Origin of the sequence: Roseimicrobium gellanilyticum, from assembly GCF_003315205.1 — a bacterium.
Lineage (GTDB): Bacteria > Verrucomicrobiota > Verrucomicrobiia > Verrucomicrobiales > Verrucomicrobiaceae > Roseimicrobium > Roseimicrobium gellanilyticum.
Map to the genome: position 1 here is coordinate 15,589 of NZ_QNRR01000014.1, position 18,938 is coordinate 34,526.

The 18,938-nt window shown below is 60.3% G+C and carries 14 protein-coding genes; 3 read left to right on the forward strand and 11 right to left on the reverse strand.

Annotated elements, in window-relative coordinates:
* Nucleotides 1–35: 35 nt before the first annotated feature.
* From DES53_RS27305 to DES53_RS27325, 5 genes are all read right to left on the reverse strand, one after another.
* Entirely contained in the window at nt 36–485 is a 450-nt protein-coding gene (locus DES53_RS27305; protein ID WP_113961515.1) for an ExbD/TolR family protein, read from the reverse strand.
* A 131-nt stretch (nt 486–616) separates the two neighbouring features.
* Nucleotides 617–3,238, reverse strand: coding sequence for a PSD1 and planctomycete cytochrome C domain-containing protein (locus DES53_RS27310; RefSeq protein WP_170157457.1), 2,622 nt, complete (start codon nt 3,236–3,238; stop codon nt 617–619).
* A gap of 69 nt (nt 3,239–3,307) precedes the next feature.
* Nucleotides 3,308–4,816, reverse strand: a complete 1,509-nt coding sequence (locus tag DES53_RS27315; RefSeq protein ID WP_113961516.1) for a Gfo/Idh/MocA family oxidoreductase — start codon at nt 4,814–4,816, stop codon at nt 3,308–3,310.
* A 9-nt stretch (nt 4,817–4,825) separates the two neighbouring features.
* Entirely contained in the window at nt 4,826–5,938 is a 1,113-nt protein-coding gene (ald, locus tag DES53_RS27320; protein ID WP_113961517.1) for an alanine dehydrogenase, read from the reverse strand.
* Between the two features lie 98 nt (nt 5,939–6,036).
* Nucleotides 6,037–6,984, reverse strand: coding sequence for a 2-hydroxyacid dehydrogenase (locus DES53_RS27325; protein ID WP_113961518.1), 948 nt, complete (start codon nt 6,982–6,984; stop codon nt 6,037–6,039).
* A gap of 280 nt (nt 6,985–7,264) precedes the next feature.
* On the opposite strand from DES53_RS27325, the gene DES53_RS27330 reads away from it, so the two are divergent.
* Entirely contained in the window at nt 7,265–8,074 is an 810-nt protein-coding gene (locus tag DES53_RS27330) for a hypothetical protein (RefSeq protein ID WP_113961519.1), read from the forward strand.
* Between the two features lie 88 nt (nt 8,075–8,162).
* On the opposite strand, the gene DES53_RS27335 is transcribed toward DES53_RS27330, so the two are convergent.
* From DES53_RS27335 to DES53_RS27345, 3 genes are all read right to left on the reverse strand, one after another.
* Nucleotides 8,163–9,869 (reverse strand): DUF4407 domain-containing protein, encoded by a 1,707-nt coding sequence (locus tag DES53_RS27335; protein WP_113961520.1) that lies wholly within the window; start codon nt 9,867–9,869, stop codon nt 8,163–8,165.
* 65 nt (nt 9,870–9,934) lie between these two features.
* On the reverse strand, nt 9,935–11,221 hold the full coding sequence (locus DES53_RS27340) for an MFS transporter (protein ID WP_113961521.1): 1,287 nt from the start codon (nt 11,219–11,221) through the stop codon (nt 9,935–9,937).
* 88 nt (nt 11,222–11,309) lie between these two features.
* Complete coding sequence (locus DES53_RS27345; protein ID WP_113961522.1) at nt 11,310–12,035, reverse strand: hypothetical protein; 726 nt, start codon at nt 12,033–12,035, stop codon at nt 11,310–11,312.
* A 47-nt stretch (nt 12,036–12,082) separates the two neighbouring features.
* Between DES53_RS27345 and DES53_RS27350 the strand changes: the two genes are divergently transcribed.
* Nucleotides 12,083–12,682 carry a methyltransferase domain-containing protein gene (locus DES53_RS27350; protein ID WP_113961523.1) on the forward strand — a complete coding sequence of 200 codons (600 nt, stop codon included), beginning with the start codon at nt 12,083–12,085 and terminating at the stop codon, nt 12,680–12,682.
* A 254-nt stretch (nt 12,683–12,936) separates the two neighbouring features.
* Here the strand turns inward: DES53_RS27350 and dgt are convergent, their stop codons facing one another.
* Together dgt and DES53_RS27360 are read right to left on the reverse strand one after the other, a co-directional pair.
* Entirely contained in the window at nt 12,937–14,205 is a 1,269-nt protein-coding gene (gene dgt, locus DES53_RS27355; RefSeq protein ID WP_113961524.1) for a dGTP triphosphohydrolase, read from the reverse strand.
* Nucleotides 14,206–14,237: 32 nt separating this feature from the next.
* Nucleotides 14,238–16,454, reverse strand: a complete 2,217-nt coding sequence (locus tag DES53_RS27360; protein WP_170157458.1) for a hypothetical protein — start codon at nt 16,452–16,454, stop codon at nt 14,238–14,240.
* Nucleotides 16,455–16,692: 238 nt separating this feature from the next.
* Here DES53_RS27360 and DES53_RS33260 point away from each other — a divergent pair, with 238 nt between their 5' ends.
* Nucleotides 16,693–17,382 (forward strand): cyclic nucleotide-binding domain-containing protein, encoded by a 690-nt coding sequence (locus tag DES53_RS33260; protein ID WP_170157459.1) that lies wholly within the window; start codon nt 16,693–16,695, stop codon nt 17,380–17,382.
* Between the two features lie 95 nt (nt 17,383–17,477).
* Here the strand turns inward: DES53_RS33260 and DES53_RS27370 are convergent, their stop codons facing one another.
* A complete protein-coding gene (locus tag DES53_RS27370) occupies nt 17,478–18,872 on the reverse strand; it encodes an alginate export family protein (RefSeq protein WP_113961527.1) in 1,395 nt (464 codons plus the stop codon).
* Between the last annotated feature and the right edge of the window lie 66 nt (nt 18,873–18,938).

The window sequence follows — 18,938 nt, forward strand, 5'->3', positions numbered from 1 at the left end:
CAGCTCTCCCTCGCGTCGCGTCTCTCGCAAGGCTCTCACTCCTCGCCCACCGCAAACGTCACGTTCGCGAGCTTCGCTTTGGACATCGCATTCATCACATCGATGATGCGCTCATAGGAAGCCTGTTCCTCAGCGCGAATGGTCACGAGCACCTTGTCCCCGCGCGCTACCGCGTCCGCAGAGATGCGCTGGAGGGCGGCAGTGAACAGAGGCATCGCCTTCTGTCCGACGGCGTCGTATTGCTCCTCGTTCATCATCACCATACCGTCCTCCGCAATCACGACGTCCAGCTCGGTGGGCGGCAGCGCGGGACGCTCACCCACGATAGGGCCAGGGGCCGGAAGACCGAAGGAGAGATGCCGCTCCATCTTCACGGAGTTCGCCATCACCATGAAGAACAGCATGATGACAAACACCACATCGATCATCGGAGCGATTTGAAAACCCACATTGACCGGCTCGGAGGAGATGGCAGAGGACTTCATGCTGTGATTACGCCATGGAACTGCAGTCCGTGTCGAGCACAATCTGCGTGCGCCACCCGTGTGCTATTTTAGAGGAGAAAGCGGAGTCGTCGTTACCCAGGTTTTCAACGGGTCTGAATAGATCAGCCAACCTATTCCACGTAGAGAAACCGGTTCGAGCCCAGCAGCACCTGGCACAGGCTTGCGAGGGCACGCCGCTCCAGTTCCTCGGGTTTTGCGGTAGCATTGGTTCCCTTCAGGACCTTCGCCTGTTCCGTGAGATAGGAGGCCAGCGAATCGACTTCGGTGGCCGCATCCGGCACCCCGAATACCAGTCGCCACGCCAATTCCGCCTGCTTGCGCACATCACCACCAGCTTCCGCACGCACCCGTTTCGCGAGGAAATCCGCCTGCTCCACCACGAAGGCGCTGTTCATGAGCAGGAGGGACTGCGGTGCCACCGTGGAGCTGTTGCGCAGTTCACAGTTGGGTTCCATTTGCGGCGCGTCGAAGACGGCCAGCACCTGCGCAGGCAGAGAGCGCTTCTGCGTGACATAGATGCTGCGGCGGAACAATTGATCCGGCAGCAGCGGCTTGTCTGAGCCCACGACAGTCTGGTTGTTTTCATCCACGCGCACCGGCACCGGCGGACCGGCGGGCTGGATATTGAGCGTGCCGCACACGGCCAGCGTCGCGTCGCGGATGACTTCGGCCTCCAAGCGACGTACCGGATAACGCCAGAGAAGAGCATTCGCCGGATCACGCGCCTCGCCTGTGGGTGTCTTCTTCGAACTCTGCCGGTACGCGGCGGAAGTCATGACCAGACGATGCAGCCTCTTCAGGCTCCATCCCTGGGACATGAACTCATTGGCAAGCCAGTCCAGCAGCTCGGGATGGCTTGGCTTCTCCCCCTGATGACCGAAGTCACCCGGCGTATTGACCAGACCGCGGCCGAAGTGGTGCATCCAGAACCGATTCACCAGCACACGCGCCAGCAGCGGGTGTTTCCCACTGGTGAGGTGCTTCGCAAAAGCCAGTCGGCGTCCTGTGCCCGGCACCGCCGGATCATCAGCCAGGAAGTCGATGGGCTTATCCGGACTCAGCACGGTGAGATCTCCCGGTCCTACAGCATCTCCCGGAAGCTCACGATTCCCCCGCATGAAGACCTGGGTCACAGGGACGGTCGTCTTGCTGCCGTACGCCACAGGCTCAGCGAGCACACGGACAAAGTTCTCCTGCGGCTTCTTCGCCCGGATGGCAGCCGCGCGCGCGGCGTTGTCATCCTGCATCTTTTTCAGGTCATTCTCACGACCATACTTGTTGAGGAAGAGATTCAAGATGCCCACAGAAGGCGTGACCTTGATGCCGGGGTATTCCTCCACCAGCTTCTTCTGCTCCGCGGTCAGGCTTTTGACATCCTTCTGAAACGCCAGTCCAGCCTCGCGGCACTTCAGCTGCAGCTGCGGCGCAAGCGCCTTCACCTCCTGCTCGAAGACCCAATCGCGCAGCTCTACCAGTTTTGCCTGGAGTTCCTTCTCCACCTCGACCGCCTGTTTCTCCAGTTCCGCGCTCGTTGCACGCTCTTCCGTGGTGAGCAGGGAAATGCGCCGCTGTCTCGGCTCGCGCCATTGCTTCCAGTCCAGCGCAGGTTCGAAGATGGCGCGCAACCGGTAGAAGTCCTTCTGCAGGATGGGATCGAACCGGTGATCATGGCACTCCGCGCAGCCGACAGTCATCCCCATCAAGGAACTGCTCACAATCTTCACCGTCTCGGTGACGACCGCGTTCTTCGCCAGATCCTTGTCCATGCGTTCCGTCCCCGTGCCATCCGGCGCCATGCGGAGGAAGCCGGTCGCTGTCAGCTTGCGCGTCTGATCCGACGTGAGATTCACCGGGGGCGAAGGAATCATCTCATCACCGGCAAGCTGCTCCCGAATGAATTCATCAAAGGGCAGATCCTCATTGAGCGCCTGGATCACATAGTCACGGTAGCGCCACGCGTCATCGCGATCCGTATCTTCGTCATTGTATCCCTCAGAGTCCGCATAACCCGCCACGTCCAGCCAGTGGCGGCCCCAGCGCTCGCCATACTGCGGAGACTCCAGCAGCCGATCGATCAACCTTTCATAGGCATCGACTCGAGTGTCCTTTTCAAAAGCTTCCACTTCCTCCGCAGACGGCGGCAGACCAGTGAGATCAAACGAGGCACGTCGAATCAAGGTGACTCGATCCGTTTCTGGTGAAAACGCCAGTCCTGCTTTCGTGAGCCTCGCCTGCAGAAAGCCATCCACCGGATTCGCATATTCGCTCGTCGGTGCCTTCTGCCGCCTGATTGGCTGGAAGGCCCAGTACGCCCGCTCCTCCTCAGAGATCACCGTTCCCGGGACCAGCACCGCCGGCTCAGTCCGCAGCGTCTTCGTGCCCTCGGCAATCCACTGCTCGATCTTCGCAATCTCCGCTTCCGGCAGCTTCTTGCCACCCTTGGGCATGTCACCGCTCTTAAGCTGCTCAATCAGCAGACTATTGTGCGGATCCCCCGAAACGATGGCCGGTCCACTATCGCCACCCTTCTCCATGAAGTGCTTCAGGCGGACATCGAGACCGCCTTTGATCTCCTTCTCCTCACCGTGGCAGTGAAAGCAATGTGCCTTGAGAATAGGGCGGATATCCCTCTCAAACATAAGCGGTGCTGCCTGGACGAGGCCGCTGCCAGCCATGTACATCAATGTGGCAGGAAGGGCCTGTAGAAACGAAAATGACCGCAGTTGTCGCATGGTATCTGAAGCGACAAACTACGGTCCAATGGCGCCCACCCTTTCGAGGCGACAACGCGCAGCGGGTGGCTACACCGTGATCTCCGGCACCACGAAGGGCGCGCGATACTCACGTGTAAGCAGCTTCGCCGCGGCATCATTGCCCACAGCCTTCTCCGATTTCGGATCAAAATTCAGCACGGGACCCAAGGTCAGCGGCGTGGCGTTCAAGTCGACCCCATTCGCTTGCAGGTGTGCCAGCATCCGGTCAAAGGTTTCTCCGGCACCGGCATCCGCGCTGATGGCCTGCTTGATCTCATCCACACTCTTCTTGGCGCCAAGCTGCTGGGAGATGTTGGCCGTATGGCACAGGGCCGCGCTGATATGCCCCTCCAGCACTTCTGCGTTGAGGTCTTCACGCTTCCGGCCGCGCACCGCCTTGATGAAGTTTTCAAAGTGGTTGTCCGCACCATCCCACTTCTTCACCTCCTTGCCGTCCTTGTCGTAGGCAATGGCGCTATCGTAATTCGGCACGAGCACGTGACCGCCTTCGCAATGGATCACGACTCCGATCTGGCCGCCCATGAAGTTGTCCATGTCCGCGCCATCCTTGATCTTTTCAGTGCTCTTCTCCGCGCCTTTTTCCACTTCAGCCTCCCTGGTCTTGGGAAGTCCGCGCACTTCAAAGATGAGCGGTGCAGCGGCATAGGCCTGGTAGATGATTTGGGTGTTCGGCGTCTCACCATCATCCTCATAGCCCAGACGTCCGCCCAAGCTCCAGGCGCGGGGAGCGATGTCATTTTCCCCAAGGAACCACCGGGCAATGTCCACCTGGTGCACGCCCTGGTTGCCCAGATCACCATTGCCGTAGGCCCACTGCCAGTGCCAGTCGTAGTCCAGCTTCTTGCGATGGACGGGCACCACCTGCGCGGGGCCAAACCACAAATCAAGATCCACGCCCTCCGGTGCCGGCAGCGGCCCCTTGGCCTTGCCGATGCTCTTGCGCCGTTTGTAGCACAGACCACGGGCGATCTTAATCTTGCCGAGGTTCCCCGCCTTCACCCACTGCACGGCATCCCGGATGCTGTAGCTGCTGCGGATCTGTGACCCGGTTTGGACGATGCGATTGTACTTGCGCGCAGCATTCACGAGTTGCCGCCCTTCCCACACGTTGTGCGAGACGGGCTTCTCCACATACACATCCTTGCCCGCCTGCATGGCCCAGATACCCGCCAAGGCATGCCAGTGATTCGGTGTGGCGATGCTGATGGCATCGATGTCCTTGTTCTCAAGGAGCTTGCGGATGTCTTGATACGTCTGCACCTCCTGGCCCTTCGCCTTGAAGGCATCTGCCTGCTTCGCCAGCACGGCCGGGTTCAGATCGCACAATGCCGCGACACGCACGCCTTTGATTTCGGAGAACGATTTGATGTGTTCCGCCCCGCGTCCGCGGAAACCAACCACCGCGACATTGATCACATCATTCGCGCTTGAGCCACCGCCCTCACCCCCGCAGGAAGTCAGGCTCTTGGAGATGAAAAACGAACCGCCCGCGAGTGCGGACTGCCTGAGGAAGGTACGACGGGATGCTCGGGACATGGGCGACCCTTACAATCCCACAGCAGCTTTGTAATCAAAAAATTCCAGGCCATGCGCCTCGGCAATGGCGTGGTGAGTAACCTTGCCTTCGAAAAGATTCAGCCCGCCCAGCAGGTTCGGGTCACGCTTGAAGGCCTTTGGCACTCCATGATCCGCCAGCGTCTCAATGTAGCGGTACGTCACGTTGGTGAGCGCCTGGGTGGCGGTGCGCGCGTAAGCCGCCGGCATGTTTGCCACGCAGTAGTGGATCACATCCTCCTCCACATAGATGGGGTCCTGGTGGGTGGTAGCCCGCGAAGTTTCCGCGCAGCCGCCCTGGTCGATTGCGATGTCCACAAACACGCTTCCCGGCTTCATCACGCGCATCATTTCCCGATTGATGAGCTTCGGTGCCTTCGATCCGGGCACCAGCACGGCTCCAATGAGAAGGTCCACATCCGGCAGCATGTCGAGGATGTGGGCCTGATTGGAGTACAGCGTGTGTGCGGTGCTCAGCGTGATATCGAGGAAGCGCATGCGTTCCACGTCTACTTCCAGAATCGTCACATCCGCGCCCAGACCCGTGGCCATACGCGCGGCATTCACACCTGCGGTTCCACCCCCAATCACCACCACCTTTCCCGGCAGCACGCCAGGCACACCGCCCAGCAACACCCCGCACCCGCCTTCGTGCTTCGCAAGGAAGTAACCGCCCACCAGCACACTCATACGCCCCGCGATCTCACTCATGGGCTCCAGCAATGGCAGCCGGCGATTCACTTCCACGGTTTCATAGGCAATGCAGGTGGCTCCAGACTTGAGCAGGCCTTCCGTAAGGCTCTTGCTGGCAGCGAGGTGCAGGTAGGTGAAAAGGATCTGCCCCGGTCGCAACAAGGGGTACTCCTCAGGCAGCGGCTCCTTGACTTTCACGATCAATTCCGCCCGTGCAAACACCTCGGCGTGCGTACTCACCACCTCAGCACCGGCCCGCTCGTACTCCGAATCTGGAAAGCCTGAGCCAAATCCCGCATTCGACTCCACCACCACCTGATGTCCCCGCTTGATGAGCTGATAGGCAGCGCTGGGCAGCAACGCGACACGGTTTTCCTGTGGTTTGATCTCCTTGGGTACACCGATGATCATGACTCAAACTTCCGTGAGAACGTTGCCAGAGGCGAGGAAAAAACAAGACGTCCAAGGCATTGACCACGCCCCCCTCACCTCCGCTCAATCACCCCCTATCACGCCAGTTCTGGCACCAGCGTGGGAAGCGGTTTGCCATTGAAGTAGGCAGTGAGATTGGCCACTACCAGATCCGCCATGGCTTTGCGGGTCTCCATGGTCCCGCTGCCCACGTGAGGGAGCAGCACCACGTTCTCCATCTTCAGCAGCTTCTTCGGCACATACGGCTCCTCAGCGTACACATCGAGTCCCGCGCCCTTGATGAATCCGCCCTGCAGCGCACTGATCAGCGCATTCTCATCCACCACAGATCCCCGCGCGATGTTGATCAAGGTGCCATCCGAACCCAGGGCGAAGAGCACCTGCGCATTCACCAGATTCTTGGTTTGCTCGCCTCCCGGGCACGCCACAATGAGGTAGTGGCACCAGGCCGCCATCTCAGCGGGGGAGAAGAAATACTGGTAGGACACGTTGGGTTGCTTCTCACGGCAGCAATAACCCACCTGCATGCCGATCGCCTCAAGTCGACGCGCTATAGCCTTCCCGATGCGTCCCAACCCGAGGATGCCCGCTCGTTTCCCCCCCGGCTTGGTAGTCAGCTCGAAATTCCCCCGCGTCCAAAGCCCGGCCTGGAGGAATTTTGTCGCCGGAACAAGCTTGCGCGAGGTCATAAGCACCAGCGCGAGCGCAATGTCCGCCACATCCTCTGTGAGCACATCGGGGGTATTCGTCACCCGGATGCCGCGCTGCTTGCAGTAGTCGAGCGGCACGCCGTCATAACCAACACCGAATACACAGATGATCTGCAAAGAGGGAAGATCCCTGAGCAGCGACAGGTGATAGGTCGTTCCGCCTGCTCCGATGATGGCACGAATATTCGCCCCGTGCCTGTTGAGCAAGCCGTCCTTGTCCTTTGACTGGTGCCAGTCATGGCAGACGAACTCTTCCTTCAATGGCGCGAGCAGAAGGTCCGGCAATGGTGCCAGCAACAGCACTTCAGGCTTCACAAGGGAACATGCCTCCTATCTTTGGCAATGCGAGGGAACTTTGGCTTTGAGGCAATTATGAACCATTCTTTGAATATCGTCATTATGGAATGCAGTGGATCTGGGCCTGCCGGAGGCCCTCCGTTATTTCATTTGCCAGCGGGGACCCCGGCGTGGACGCTTTATTCTGGAAATTCAGGTCAATAATCACTCCGGGGCGCCGAATAGCCCACGCATCCGCGCCGTCGAACCCGAACGATCTCTTTTTACCCCTGATTACACCCCCAACCCAACGCCTGCCATGAATCACCAAAGCCGCACCCTGCGGGGCCTTCTCACCATCATGGTTGCGACCGCAGCCCTGCCTGCGGTCACCGCCTCGGCCGAAGACCGCTTTCGCATCCCCCTACCGCCCCCTCCCAGTGAAGTGATTCGTGATGTCCGTGGGTTTATCCACGGCATTGGTCGTGGCATCAAGCGCGGTGCCCAGCGTGTGTTCAATGACGAACAGCCGATGGAGGAACAGGATCTCCGCCGCCCCCGACGTGACTACGGTCCCAATGGCGAGTGGGACGGACAGTTCTATCCGGACGAATATGATCGGCGCGGCCCACGCCCACCGCAAAACCAGCGACCACTACCCCCGTCACAGGAGCGCGACATGCGTGAAATCGCTCCGCGTGACATTCCGGAAGGCCCAGGTGGCTGGACCAGCGAAGAGCAGCTTCGCCGCGAAGAAGCTTCCCGTGAAGCCGCCCGGAACTACCAGCCTTCGGACATGCCCCCGACCCCTCCGACTTCCAAGAAAAGCACACAGCCACGGCAGGAAGCCGCTCGCACGCCAGCATCTCCTCCGCAGCCTTTGCCGAACAACAAGGAAGGTGCTTTGAAGGAAAACACCCTGCCTCCCACCACAACCACGCCGAAAACCACCACCACCCCGGCGCCTTCCACCGAGGTACAATACGCCTCGCCCGTGCCCGGCAAGAAGGGCCTCGTCTACCCTCCCGGTGTCGCGAAGACTCCGGAGAACATGGTGGATGTCGGCGACTTCAAGGCGGGCCAGCTCGTGCGCAATCCGCGCAATGGAGAGCTCTTCCGGGTGCCTTGAGTGATATCGATTTGACTGCCTTCAAAGATAAAGGCCGCGCTCGAAAGGCGCGGCCTTATTTTTTGCTCACATGTTCAGCAATCGCTCATCACGCACTGATTCGTGAAGGCGTCTCTTCATGGAAGAAGAGTTCCATGCGCCGGCGCATGTCACGGTAAAAGGCCTGGGCCATCTCTTCCACCATCGCGGCTTTGCTACCCTCCTGCGTGGCAACCAGCTCGCGTTCGCGGCGGATGCGTTCGTCGAAGGCGCGCTCCAGTTCGAGCAGGTGTTCCAGAAATTCCTTCGCCGCGCGTGAGCGATCCACGCCCTCGATGAGCGCGTGTTCGAGCGGTTTGTTCCGCGTGAGGTGCAGCAGGCGCCCCTCCGAGAGGCCTTCCATGTAGCGGTTGTAGCTCTTGAGGAAGGCCAGACGTTCCTTGTCGAAACGAGTCTCATCCTGATCCAGCAGCGTGTCATAGGGACCCGGCTTGGAGAAGAATTTCACCACCAGCGGGATGGTATCCACCAGCATGAAGAGCGCCGTCAGCACCGCATAAGCGATCAAGGCGAACTGGCCACCCTCGGCATCGTTCTCAAAGAGGGCGTGCAGAGCCTTGGTCTGCGTGAGGATACCGCGGCGTGGTTCCGCACGGATGGCATCGACGCGCGCCTGCTCGTCCTGCTGCAATTTGGTGAGCTCCCCGGCGAAACTCTTGGATTGCTCCAGCTTGGCATCAATCTGGGCACGCAGGGTGGCACGGATGCCATTCTGCTGCTCCACGAACGAATCCGCCTGCTGCTGCTGCACCTGTTGCTTCAGACCTTCCAGGCGCTGCTGCTCGAGCTGGGACTTGCGGAGCGCCTCCGCAGCCGCGACTTCCGCTTGCGAGGTGAGCGACTGCTCGGTGCTGGCCACGTCCGCGCGAAGCTGGCTGAGCTGGCTGGTGAAGGACTCCAGCAAACCAGAAAGGCGCTTGGATTCATCACGACGCCACGCGAGCTGATCCGCCTGGATGCTCTTGGCACGCGGTCCGAGACCGATGATGCCACTGCGCTGCCCATTGAGTTCACGCTCGAATTCCTTCTGCCAGAAATCCAACTCCCCTTGCAGCTTCGTGGCCTGTTCATTCAGCGAGGTGATCTCCTTTTCAATGGTGGTGATCTTTTCACGACTCGGCGCAGTGGCATCCGCAATCTTCTTGTCGAGTTCCTGCTTGGCCTTCGCTTCCTCCGCAGTCATCGGTTTCGCCGCGCCTTGCAGGGCTTCCTGAACGAGGAACTTCGCGTTGAAGGTCTCATCCCATTGCTTGCGCTGGGTTGCCACTTCGGCATCGAGCGCCGCAATCTTCGCTTCGACCGCCTTCTTGTTCGTCTCAAATTCCTTCCTCGCCGCCGAGATGTCGGCATCCCGTTGTTTTTCGATGCTCGTATTGATGGTGTCGCGGAAGAGAAGGAGCGCCAGCGGGTGCGAAATGGAGAGGCCCATCAACGCGGCTACCACGATGCGCAGGCTGAATTGCGACAGCTTGCGGAAGAAGCTCTGGTAGGCGCGGTAAGTGGCCAGCAGGGCCCGGTCCACCGTGAGAATGATGAAGGACCACACCAGCGACACGGCGGCAATCACGCGCCAGTCATCCGTGAGCGTCGAGAGGGCATACGCCGCAGCCACGGCGGCAAAGGCACTTGGCACCAACACCGTGGCGCCAAAGGCCACGTACTTCCGCCGCTCCCACGCAGGGCACTCGGCGAGGCTTTCATCACTGGCTCCCGATAGCCAGAAGAACAGGCGGGTCAAAGGCCCTGGCGGCTTCATGCGCGAAGATCTACCTCAAGTCCCCGCAAATGCGAGATCAATCACAGGCTGTGCCCCCTCCACCCCTAATCCACAGGCCCCTCCACCTCGGCAGGCCCCGCCTTCTCCTCAGGCAGTAGCATCGCCACCACGGCAGCCGGGGCAAAGAGCCAGCCGGCATAGAGCAGCGCCTCACGCACGTCCCCAATTTTACCAGCGGCCGTGAGCCCGAAATAGACCGTCCCGCCCGCCGCCACGATGCGGCCGAAGTTGTAGCAGAACCCTGCCCCCGTGGTGCGCAGCAGTGTGGGGAAGAGAGGTGGCAGGCACATGGTGAAGAGGCCGAACACGCCCTGGCACGCGCCGATGATGCCGAACCACACCAGCGTATCCTGATAACCACGCGGCGTGTGGAAGCACATCCACATCGCTCCAAAGTAGAGGGCCAGCATGAGCACAATGGCATTGCGGAAGCCCATCAATTTCGCAAACGCGCCCGCGATGAAGTTACCGATGATGCTGCCGATCATGATCCAGAAGAGCGCCACGGCGGCGACGTGGTTGCGCTCGGCATCCGTCATGGCCAGCACTTCCGGCAGCTTCCGGATGTGCGCCTGCTGCCAGAACATGAAGGCCCAGTGTGCGGTGAGCGAAATGGCGCAGATGGTCAATACACGCCACGTCGTGCTGCGTACTGCGGGCCCGAAAAGAGCACCCAATCCCGGAGGCTTCTCCGTGGCATTGGTACGGGCATGCTCCCACTCCTCCGTCTCCGGCACCGCCTTGCGAATCCACAGGGTGATCAAGGCAGGGAAGATGCCCACGAGGAAGATCCAGCGGGGCTCGCTGTTACTCAAGAGGAGGCCCGCTCCACAGGCGAGCAGCACGCCGCAATTCACCGCACTCTGTAGCGTCGCGGCAATCCAGGGACGCCAGGACTTTGGCCATGTCTCGGACAGCAGCGAAGCGCCCACGGCCCACTCCCCGCCAATGCCCAGCGCGGCGAGGAAGCGGAAGATGAGCAGGTGCCACCACTCCTGCGCGAAGAAGGATAACCCGGTGAACAATGCATACGCCAGGATGGTGAGCACCAGCGTCCGACTGCGCCCCAGCAAATCACCCACGCGCCCGAAAAAAGCCCCGCCCAGCGCCCAGCCCACGAGGAAACCCGCATTGATGATGGCGCCATGCTGTCCCACGCTGGGATCCGTCTGCGGCAGATGCATGAGCAGCGCCACGAAGGGAGTCGCCACCAGCGTGTACAGATGCATGTCCAGGCCGTCGAAAAGCCAGCCGAGCCACGCCGCCAGTCCGGAGCGCTTTTGATGAGGAGTAAGATCGCGAAGTCGGGTGACGGGAGCGGGTTGAGACATTCCGGCGAGTCTAGCGTCGGGATCTCACGGGGGGAAAGCGCAAACTGCACTTCCTACATCCTCCTGAAGCCTTCCTCACCAGGACCATTCACTCCGCCTTCGTCCAGGCACCGGCATGCTCGGCTTTTGCCTGGCCCATCGCCTTGCCCAGTTGGAGCACGTACTGGTCAGATTTTGGAAGCGGCGCGGGCAATCCGGAGATCTGGTGGCCTCGTGGCGACGCATAGCCCTTACGCACCAGCAACTCCCCGAGATCGAAGTGCTTTCCCTGCTCCAGCTCTACTGTGACGAAGCCGTAGTAGCGCTCGGCACCCGGCACGCGTTCCCACTTGGTGTAGACCTTGAACTTGTTTTGCGTGAGTAGACTGGAGACGAACTTCATCGCACTCACCCCAGCGGAAAGCACGGCGTCCGTTGACGGATTCTCGAACAACGCAGCCTGGTCTCGCAGGCGCTTGGGCCGTGAGGCAAAGACCTCCGCCGCGTCCACGAAATACAACACAAACACATCCTCCTTGGGCCCACTACGGATGCGCAAGGTGTCCGCTTCATTCGCTGTTCCCGGCACCAGATTGGGATCCGGCAGCACCCACCACTCTCCCTGCCGGTAGGCGCGCGCCTCCTGCACTTGCTCCTCAAGAGGAACGGCCACAGGAATCGCCTTGGGTGCTTTCACCGCCTCCGCTACGGGAATGGCCTTCACCGGCTCTTTGTGCAGGCGGTATCGCGCCTTCAGCAGCATGGCCAGGAGCAGCATGAAAAACAGAATCACCACCGTGATGATTCCGTTGTGAATGGCGGCGCGCGGCGGCATGAGTCCTTGTAGCCCGAAACCAGTTACTTCGAAATCCCTAATTTCTCATGAATTGGAACGAAATGTATGAACGCGGCGAGACACCGTGGGAGAAAGGTCTGCCCACACCGGTGCTCACTGAGATGCATGCCAAGCACCCCGAAGTATTCAGCGGTCACACCCTTGTCCCCGGTTGCGGATTGGGACACGACGCCCGCTGGCTGGCGGAGCAGGGTTGCGGACCGGTGCTGGGCGCGGATATCGCCCCACTGGCCATCGAGAAGGCCTCTGCGGTGGATGCCAGGGGCCTCGCCAGCTACCGCCTGCTGGACGTCTTCAATCTGCCCCCGGAGCTTCTCGGCGCCTTTGACTTGGTCTGGGAGCACACCTGCCTGTGCGCCATCGATCCGACCATGCGCGAGGCCTATGTGCAGGCCGTCCGCTCTGCCCTGAAGAAGAATGGCATGGTCGCCGGCGTGTTCTTCATCAATCCGGAGATGGATCCCGGAGAGACCGGTCCACCCTTCGGCATTTCCGTGGCAGAGCTGGAGGCCTTGTGGCGTGAGGCAGGCTTTGAGCTCCTTGACACCTGGGTACCGAACGCCGCCTATCCCGGCCGCGAAGGACGCGAGCGTGCGATGGTGTTGCGGCTATCTGAGCAAATTTGAAGTCAGTCTTGCTGCGTGAACGCGCATCCCACAGGAGCGCGGACACTCTTGTCCGCTGCCCCTGATGTGCCACGCTCTTTCATCCGGCAGGCAAGGCCACAGACCACCAGCTGCTTCTGGAAGATGACTCTCCAGCTTCTGCGCAAGAAAGCTCGCCACGCTACAGAACGGCGGACAAGAGTGTCCACGCTCCTTTGGATGACCTTGCCTCCTGCGCTGCGAAACACCCTGTCGTTCTCGCTCGCCGAGTTGGACTAGAGAAACTCACCCATCCCGGCGCCTACGTCGAAGAGGCGCTGGTGCACGCGGTAGGCGTTGCGGTCGGTCAGGCTCGCGATCCAATCACACACGAGACGAGCACGGACCTTTTCATCGTCCTCGCGGTCCAGCGCGACTTCCACCGTCTGCGGCAGGAAGTGCCAGGCGCGTGAACCGTCACGCTTGATGTACCGCTCCTCCAACACTTCAAACAAGCGCTTGAGCACGCTCTCCGCCTTGTAGTCGAGTTGGTGAAGCTGGGGTGTTTCAAACACCAGATCCATCGCAATCCGCTTGTTGAGCCGCGCACGTTTTTCCATCGCAGGATCCACCACCAGTTCATAGCGATAGCGACGCGAAAGCTCGCTCATGAAATTGCCGCGGATCTCCAGCGAGCAGGCACGGATGTGCTCTCCAATGCCGCGCCCCAGCCTGCCTTCCACCTTGCCCTCGCGGATGGCTTTCAGAAGGAATTCCACCTGGCCGGCCTCCACGTCATCAAGCTTGCTTGCTCCGGCCCAGGCTTCCAACTTGGAAGCCGTGATAAACCCCCGCTGGATGGCATCCGACAAGTCATTGATCGAATACGCGGTGTCATCCGCCCAGTCCATGATCTGGCACTCCAGACTCCGGAAGCTGTTGCGTTCCTTTCCGGGCGAGAGCTCGACGGGAAAAGGCTGGTCCCCATGCACGAAGTCCAGTGCCTCCGACTGCTCGTCATAGAGGTAGTGATTTTTTGCATCAGGCACTTCCTGATACAGTGTCTTATATTTCATCACACCATCGAGCAGCGCCCGGGTCGGATCCATGCCTTCGCGGCCCTCGCCGAAGATGGTGCGTGTAAGAAGGCGAAGAGTCTGTGCATTCCCCTCGAATCCGCCATACGGCATCATGAGGTGATGCAGGGCCCGCTCGCCAGTGTGGCCAAACGGCGGGTGGCCCAAGTCATGCGCCAGGCACGTGGCCTCGACCAGATCCGTGTCGATGCCGTCACTGCCCTGGAGCAGGTCGCTGCTTTTTTGAAGCCAGGCACAGATGGAACGACCCACCTGCGCCACTTCCAGCGAGTGCGTCAGGCGGGTCCGGTAAAAATCATACTCCCCGACGAGAAAGGAGTAGAAGACCTGGGTCTTGCCCTGCAGACGCCGCAGAGCGGCGCTGTGCAGGATGCGGTCGCGGTCAATCTGGAACGGCGTGCGGTGATCGTCCGGGTGCGCTGACCGGGACGATACCGTCGCTGTGTCAAAACTGGAGTAGAAGCTCATTGCCCCGACCGGCGTCGCTGTCGGGCATCCAATCAATCAAAGGAGACCACGTCACTCAACTCCCACTTGAGGGAGACGCGCGGCTGATCCTTCTCCTGGAAGATGTGTCCCTGCAATGCGTGGAAGGGCTGTACCCACTTGAGGTTCTGGCGCACTTCCTTGATCTGCTCGGGAGTCTGCGTGGGAGACAGGGCCGAGGCATCGGCGATCCAGTCTGCCAGGGCGCTGATGTCCAGGCGCCACACACAGCCTTCCACCACCTTCGCGGCAGGTTTGGCGAGATCCGCTGTCAGGGACTCCGCGGCAGGCTTCGAGGTGCTCACGACCAGAAGCTTGTCGTTGATGGAAGACACCGGGTACAGGTCACCGTTGAAGATCTCGTTCTTGTAGAACCAGGTCGTCATGCCGTTGGCTTCGGTACTTTCCGGCGTGGGAATCGGGGGAGGAGCCCCACCTTCGGCACCCTTGCCCATCATCGAGGTAGCGATGGTCGCGAAGTTGGTGATGGTCTTGCTGATGGTGGCCCATCCGGAAGCAATTTCACCGCGGTTCGCCACTTCCGACACCATGGTCAGGCGGGGGAACTTCATCTTCTTTGAATCTTCGAGCGTCACGCCGGGCAGGGACGGCATCTGGCCATTCACGTCGAGGAGCGCGGCAAACTGGCTGCCCAGACCCTTCTCATCGATCTGGCGATCGGCCTGATACACTTCCTTGATGGTGGGAAGCAGCATCATCTCAAACAGGGCAAACTGCTGGCCGCCTTCCGGACCTGCGATGCCGGCCTGCACGAGCTGCTGCGCACCAGTATAGGCGATGCTCACGAGTTTTTCGATCCAGAGACGGACCGCCTTCTCATACTCAGGATTGCGGTGGTAGGCGATGCCAAAGACCACACCGGGGCGTTCCACGAGCCCGGCGAAGCTGAGCGGCTTGCCCAGCGTCATGAAGCGGTTGCGCGCACCCCCGAAGAATTCGGCATTGAGGGCGCCACCTTCCCACCAGGACACACCAGCGACACTGGTGAATTCACGGGCGTACACATTCTTCTCGAGGCCGGCCATTTCATCGATCTGCTTCTCCAGCGCCTCGCCCATGGGCTTGAACATTTCGCTGTCCTTCAGGGCAGCCACCCCACCGCGCAGCATGGGCACCAGCGGCTGGTCATCATGCAGTGCGCTCATCGTGGCGGCCGTGGAGTACACCAGACCGGTCAGATCCTTCTGTGCGTACGGCAGCAGCCAGGCCATCTCAGGCTTGGACAGAAGCGACTTGGAGGGATCCGCGGCGAACTTCACGTGGTCCAGGCTTTTGCCGGTCGCCAGGAGCAGGTACCCCTCCACGGCACCCACAACGAAGACGAATTTCTTGGAGCGCACATCCGCAAGGGCCTTGGTCAAGGCCTTCTGGGCAGGCTCGGGAAGCATCTTGGCGAAGCCTTCCAGCATCTCCTTCTGCTTCTCCTCGGTGATCACCTTGCTCATGTCGATGGTGATAACCTTGAAGGCATGTCCATCTGGAGTCTTGAGATCAGAGATCTCGATCTCCGCAGGTTTGTTCTTCAGGGATTTTTCACTGAACAATTCGGCAATGACTTCCGGTCCCTTGTCGGTCTTCACACCGGCAATCATCGAGGGCAGCTGGAACTTCGAGATGAACTGGCCAAGTTTCTCCAGGCTGGCCTGATCAGTCAGCAGGGGCTGCACCATCGCCAGAGGATTCGAGGGCGCGGCTCCGTCCGTCTGGAGGCTGGCTGTGCTGCCAGACAGGATGAGCTTGAAGTACACCTCATTGTAGAGGCGGTTGAGATCGCGGAGGAGCTCCGCGTCCTGGGCAAAGCCCTGCCCACCGGCAATGAACATATCATCGCCCCACACTTCGAGGGCGAGCTGCTGTGCCTTCTCACCCGCGGCTGGAGCCGGGGTCTTGTCCTCCACCAGTGCGCTCAGATCCTTCCACCAGGAGGATTTTTTGATGTTCTCCAGATGCTTCTTGAGCTGCGCGGAACCGATGTACAGCTCCGTGTCCGCCGGCAATTTCGCGGCAAAACCGAGCTTGGCGGCATGGTCCACGAGCGAGGCTGCCTTTGCAGGCTCCGTCCTGGCTGGCGCGGAAGGCGATCCCGGCGTTCCACCGTCGGCTGCCTTTGGGGTGGCGGGGTCTTCTTTCTTCCCGCACTGGCTCAGGGAGATTGCCAGAGGTAGAAGCAGAACGGGAACAAACCGGCGGAATCGACTCAGTGGTTTCATTGCGGACGAAAAACTAGCAGGGCTGTCCCGCTTGGCAAACGAGTTGCTTGAACACTTGCTCCATAAAGCAGTAAACCAGCAACCCCGGACAGCCTCTTATTCACAACTTTCCGTGAAGTTGAACATTCCCTGTCCACACCTGTCATCATCACGCGTCATCCACCTGAATACAATTTTGCAAAGAGGCCGAACTGCGTGCTTCCCTTATGGCCCCTTCTTTGCCACAATCACATACGACATGAAAGAATACGCCTTCATCCATGAACACGGACAGGTGCCGGACAGCCTGCGCACGGTCCCGTTTCTGGAGTCCTTCAGCGACGAGCAGCTCGACGACGTCCTCAATTCCAGCAGTTATATCCACTGCGAACCTGAGGATGTGATCATCCAGGAAGGGGCGGTCGATTCGCGCATTTACATCCTCCTCAACGGCGTCGTGGACGTGCGCAAGGACGGCAAGACGCTCGCGACCATCAAGCGTCCGGGCGAGGTGTTTGGTGAGCTGGCCGTGGTCAACGACGACCGCCGTTCCGCCTCGGTGGTGGCCGCCAAGTCGACCGTTTGCCTTGCGGTCGACCAGAAGTTTCTTCAGGACGTGAAGCCACGGGATGAGTACCCCGCCTTCTACGCCGCCCTGTACGAATTCATCGCCCGTGTGACCGCCGGACGCCTCCAGGCCACCTCCCGCCGCCTCGCCGAGGTGGAGAAGGAACTGCGCGAACTCAAAGCCAGCTTGGGCATCGAAGCCAGCCCTGCTCCTGACGCCACGCCCGCACCTGCCAAGACCACGCACAATGGCCACGGCGGACTGAAGAAAGCGAAGTCCGCCTCCGCAAGCAAGCGGCCCCCGTCACGCAAGCCGGTCGCCAAGCGCCCGGCAGCCAAATCACGCCGCGTGCTGGCCAAACGCAAGGCAGGCCGGCGGTAGGAGTGTTTCACGAAACAGCCAGGACACCGGGGAGGATTTCGCCTCCCTGTCTCGTGTCGTAGCGCCCGGTCGGGACATGAAAGCGCCCCTTCCGGTCAAAACTTTACGCTCACGGAGATCATTCCAAAGTCGACGTCCTCCCCTCCGTTTTCTCGAATGAAGCTACCCGCAAAAAAGTGGGTGTAGGCGGCCGCCACCTGGACATGGCGGGTGGCCTGCCAGGTCACCGCGAGCGAGAGGTCTGTACCTACAAATCGTGAAAACGAGGGATTCCCCTCATAGATGACTCCCCCACCTGGGGTGTAGATCCCATCCTCCCTGCTCTCCCTCCAATAGAAATCACTTCCGAGATCCACCGTCCAGTTCCGCGCGGGTTGAAGCCGGAGACAGGGGTGCAGGTCAATGAAGTTCTGCGGTCCGAGCAGGGACGCCTCCGTGAAGTAGTTGCCACGGGGAAACAGAGGATTGAGCGTCTGTAAATCACGACTGGCCCGATCGCGGTCACCTGACGCAATCGCGGCCTTCAATCCAAGGCGCGGTCGGCCCCAGAGATGAGACAACGTGTATCCATGGTCCGTGGCCACGGACCATGCAGTAATGTCACCCTCTGCGAACCTGCCAAACTGGTAGAGGGCCTCATGGTTGAAATCCCATCGTCCCCGGGTCCCGAAAAAACGCGCGCCCAGCGTGTGTCTTTCCTCCCGGCCGGAGCCTTGGCTGAATCTGGCTCGCGGGTTGTCCACCCCCAGATAATACAGGTCGAGCTTGATGCCGGACAATGAAGGGAAGGGCATCGTAGCGTATGCGCCCCAGAACCAGAGATCGCGAATGTGCTGGTCATCGAAGGCCCCGGGATCCACTTCAACGGGACTGGAGAAGAAGAGATCCACACTGCTTTCACCCTGCCGGTAGAGAAGCCGTATGGCGTCAAAAGCCCGCCGGCTGTTGGTTCCCTCGCGGACACTGATCAGACGCTCAGAGCCGTAGGACATCTCCTGCCTGCCCACACGCATGGTCAGACTTCGCTCGTCCCTGGTGAAGATCACAACATCAGCAAAGAGTTGATGCAGATCCGCTGTGTCCCGGTCCGTGGCACGCGGGCCACCGGGACGTCCATCCTCCAACGAACTCTGCAGCTGTCCAAAGATGCGGAACCTGTCGGAGACGTGATAGTCCGCGTGCAACAGGTAACGCTGCATCAGGTACGCATTGTCCGCATCTGGAGCGGTGCGAAAAAACTCGTTTTCGTAACTCTCGAAGCGCTCGCGTAACTCTCCTCCAAATGAAAGGAAGCCTGCGTGCTCATCCGCCACCGGCAGGTACTTGACCCCATCCCAAAAGCCAGAGCGCTCGGCCGGATCCTTCAAAAAAGAATAGTCTTCATCGTAGCGCAACGACTTGAACACGGGGCGCTCCGCCTCCGCCCACACACCGGCAGCCATCGCTGCCCACGCAAAGGCCTCCGCAATGAAAAGTTCCAGGCGGCGCATGACGCTATCCTTCCTTTCTTCAGATGAAAGCGGAGCCGCCGTGGGAGCGGCTCCGCCATTCCGGGG

What these genes read in the sequence shown, in the direction of transcription:
- DES53_RS27305 (WP_113961515.1), bottom strand. Translation starts at nt 485, where the DNA reads ATGAAGTCCTCTGCCATCTCCTCCGAGCCGGTCAATGTGGGTTTTCAA.
- DES53_RS27310 (WP_170157457.1), bottom strand. Translation starts at nt 3,238, where the DNA reads ATGCGACAACTGCGGTCATTTTCGTTTCTACAGGCCCTTCCTGCCACA.
- DES53_RS27315 (WP_113961516.1), bottom strand. Translation starts at nt 4,816, where the DNA reads ATGTCCCGAGCATCCCGTCGTACCTTCCTCAGGCAGTCCGCACTCGCG.
- ald (WP_113961517.1), bottom strand. Translation starts at nt 5,938, where the DNA reads ATGATCATCGGTGTACCCAAGGAGATCAAACCACAGGAAAACCGTGTC.
- DES53_RS27330 (WP_113961519.1), top strand. Translation starts at nt 7,265, where the DNA reads ATGAATCACCAAAGCCGCACCCTGCGGGGCCTTCTCACCATCATGGTT.
- DES53_RS27335 (WP_113961520.1), bottom strand. Translation starts at nt 9,869, where the DNA reads ATGAAGCCGCCAGGGCCTTTGACCCGCCTGTTCTTCTGGCTATCGGGA.
- DES53_RS27340 (WP_113961521.1), bottom strand. Translation starts at nt 11,221, where the DNA reads ATGTCTCAACCCGCTCCCGTCACCCGACTTCGCGATCTTACTCCTCAT.
- DES53_RS27345 (WP_113961522.1), bottom strand. Translation starts at nt 12,035, where the DNA reads ATGCCGCCGCGCGCCGCCATTCACAACGGAATCATCACGGTGGTGATT.
- DES53_RS27350 (WP_113961523.1), top strand. Translation starts at nt 12,083, where the DNA reads ATGAATTGGAACGAAATGTATGAACGCGGCGAGACACCGTGGGAGAAA.
- dgt (WP_113961524.1), bottom strand. Translation starts at nt 14,205, where the DNA reads ATGAGCTTCTACTCCAGTTTTGACACAGCGACGGTATCGTCCCGGTCA.
- DES53_RS27360 (WP_170157458.1), bottom strand. Translation starts at nt 16,454, where the DNA reads ATGAAACCACTGAGTCGATTCCGCCGGTTTGTTCCCGTTCTGCTTCTA.
- DES53_RS33260 (WP_170157459.1), top strand. Translation starts at nt 16,693, where the DNA reads ATGAAAGAATACGCCTTCATCCATGAACACGGACAGGTGCCGGACAGC.
- DES53_RS27370 (WP_113961527.1), bottom strand. Translation starts at nt 18,872, where the DNA reads ATGCGCCGCCTGGAACTTTTCATTGCGGAGGCCTTTGCGTGGGCAGCG.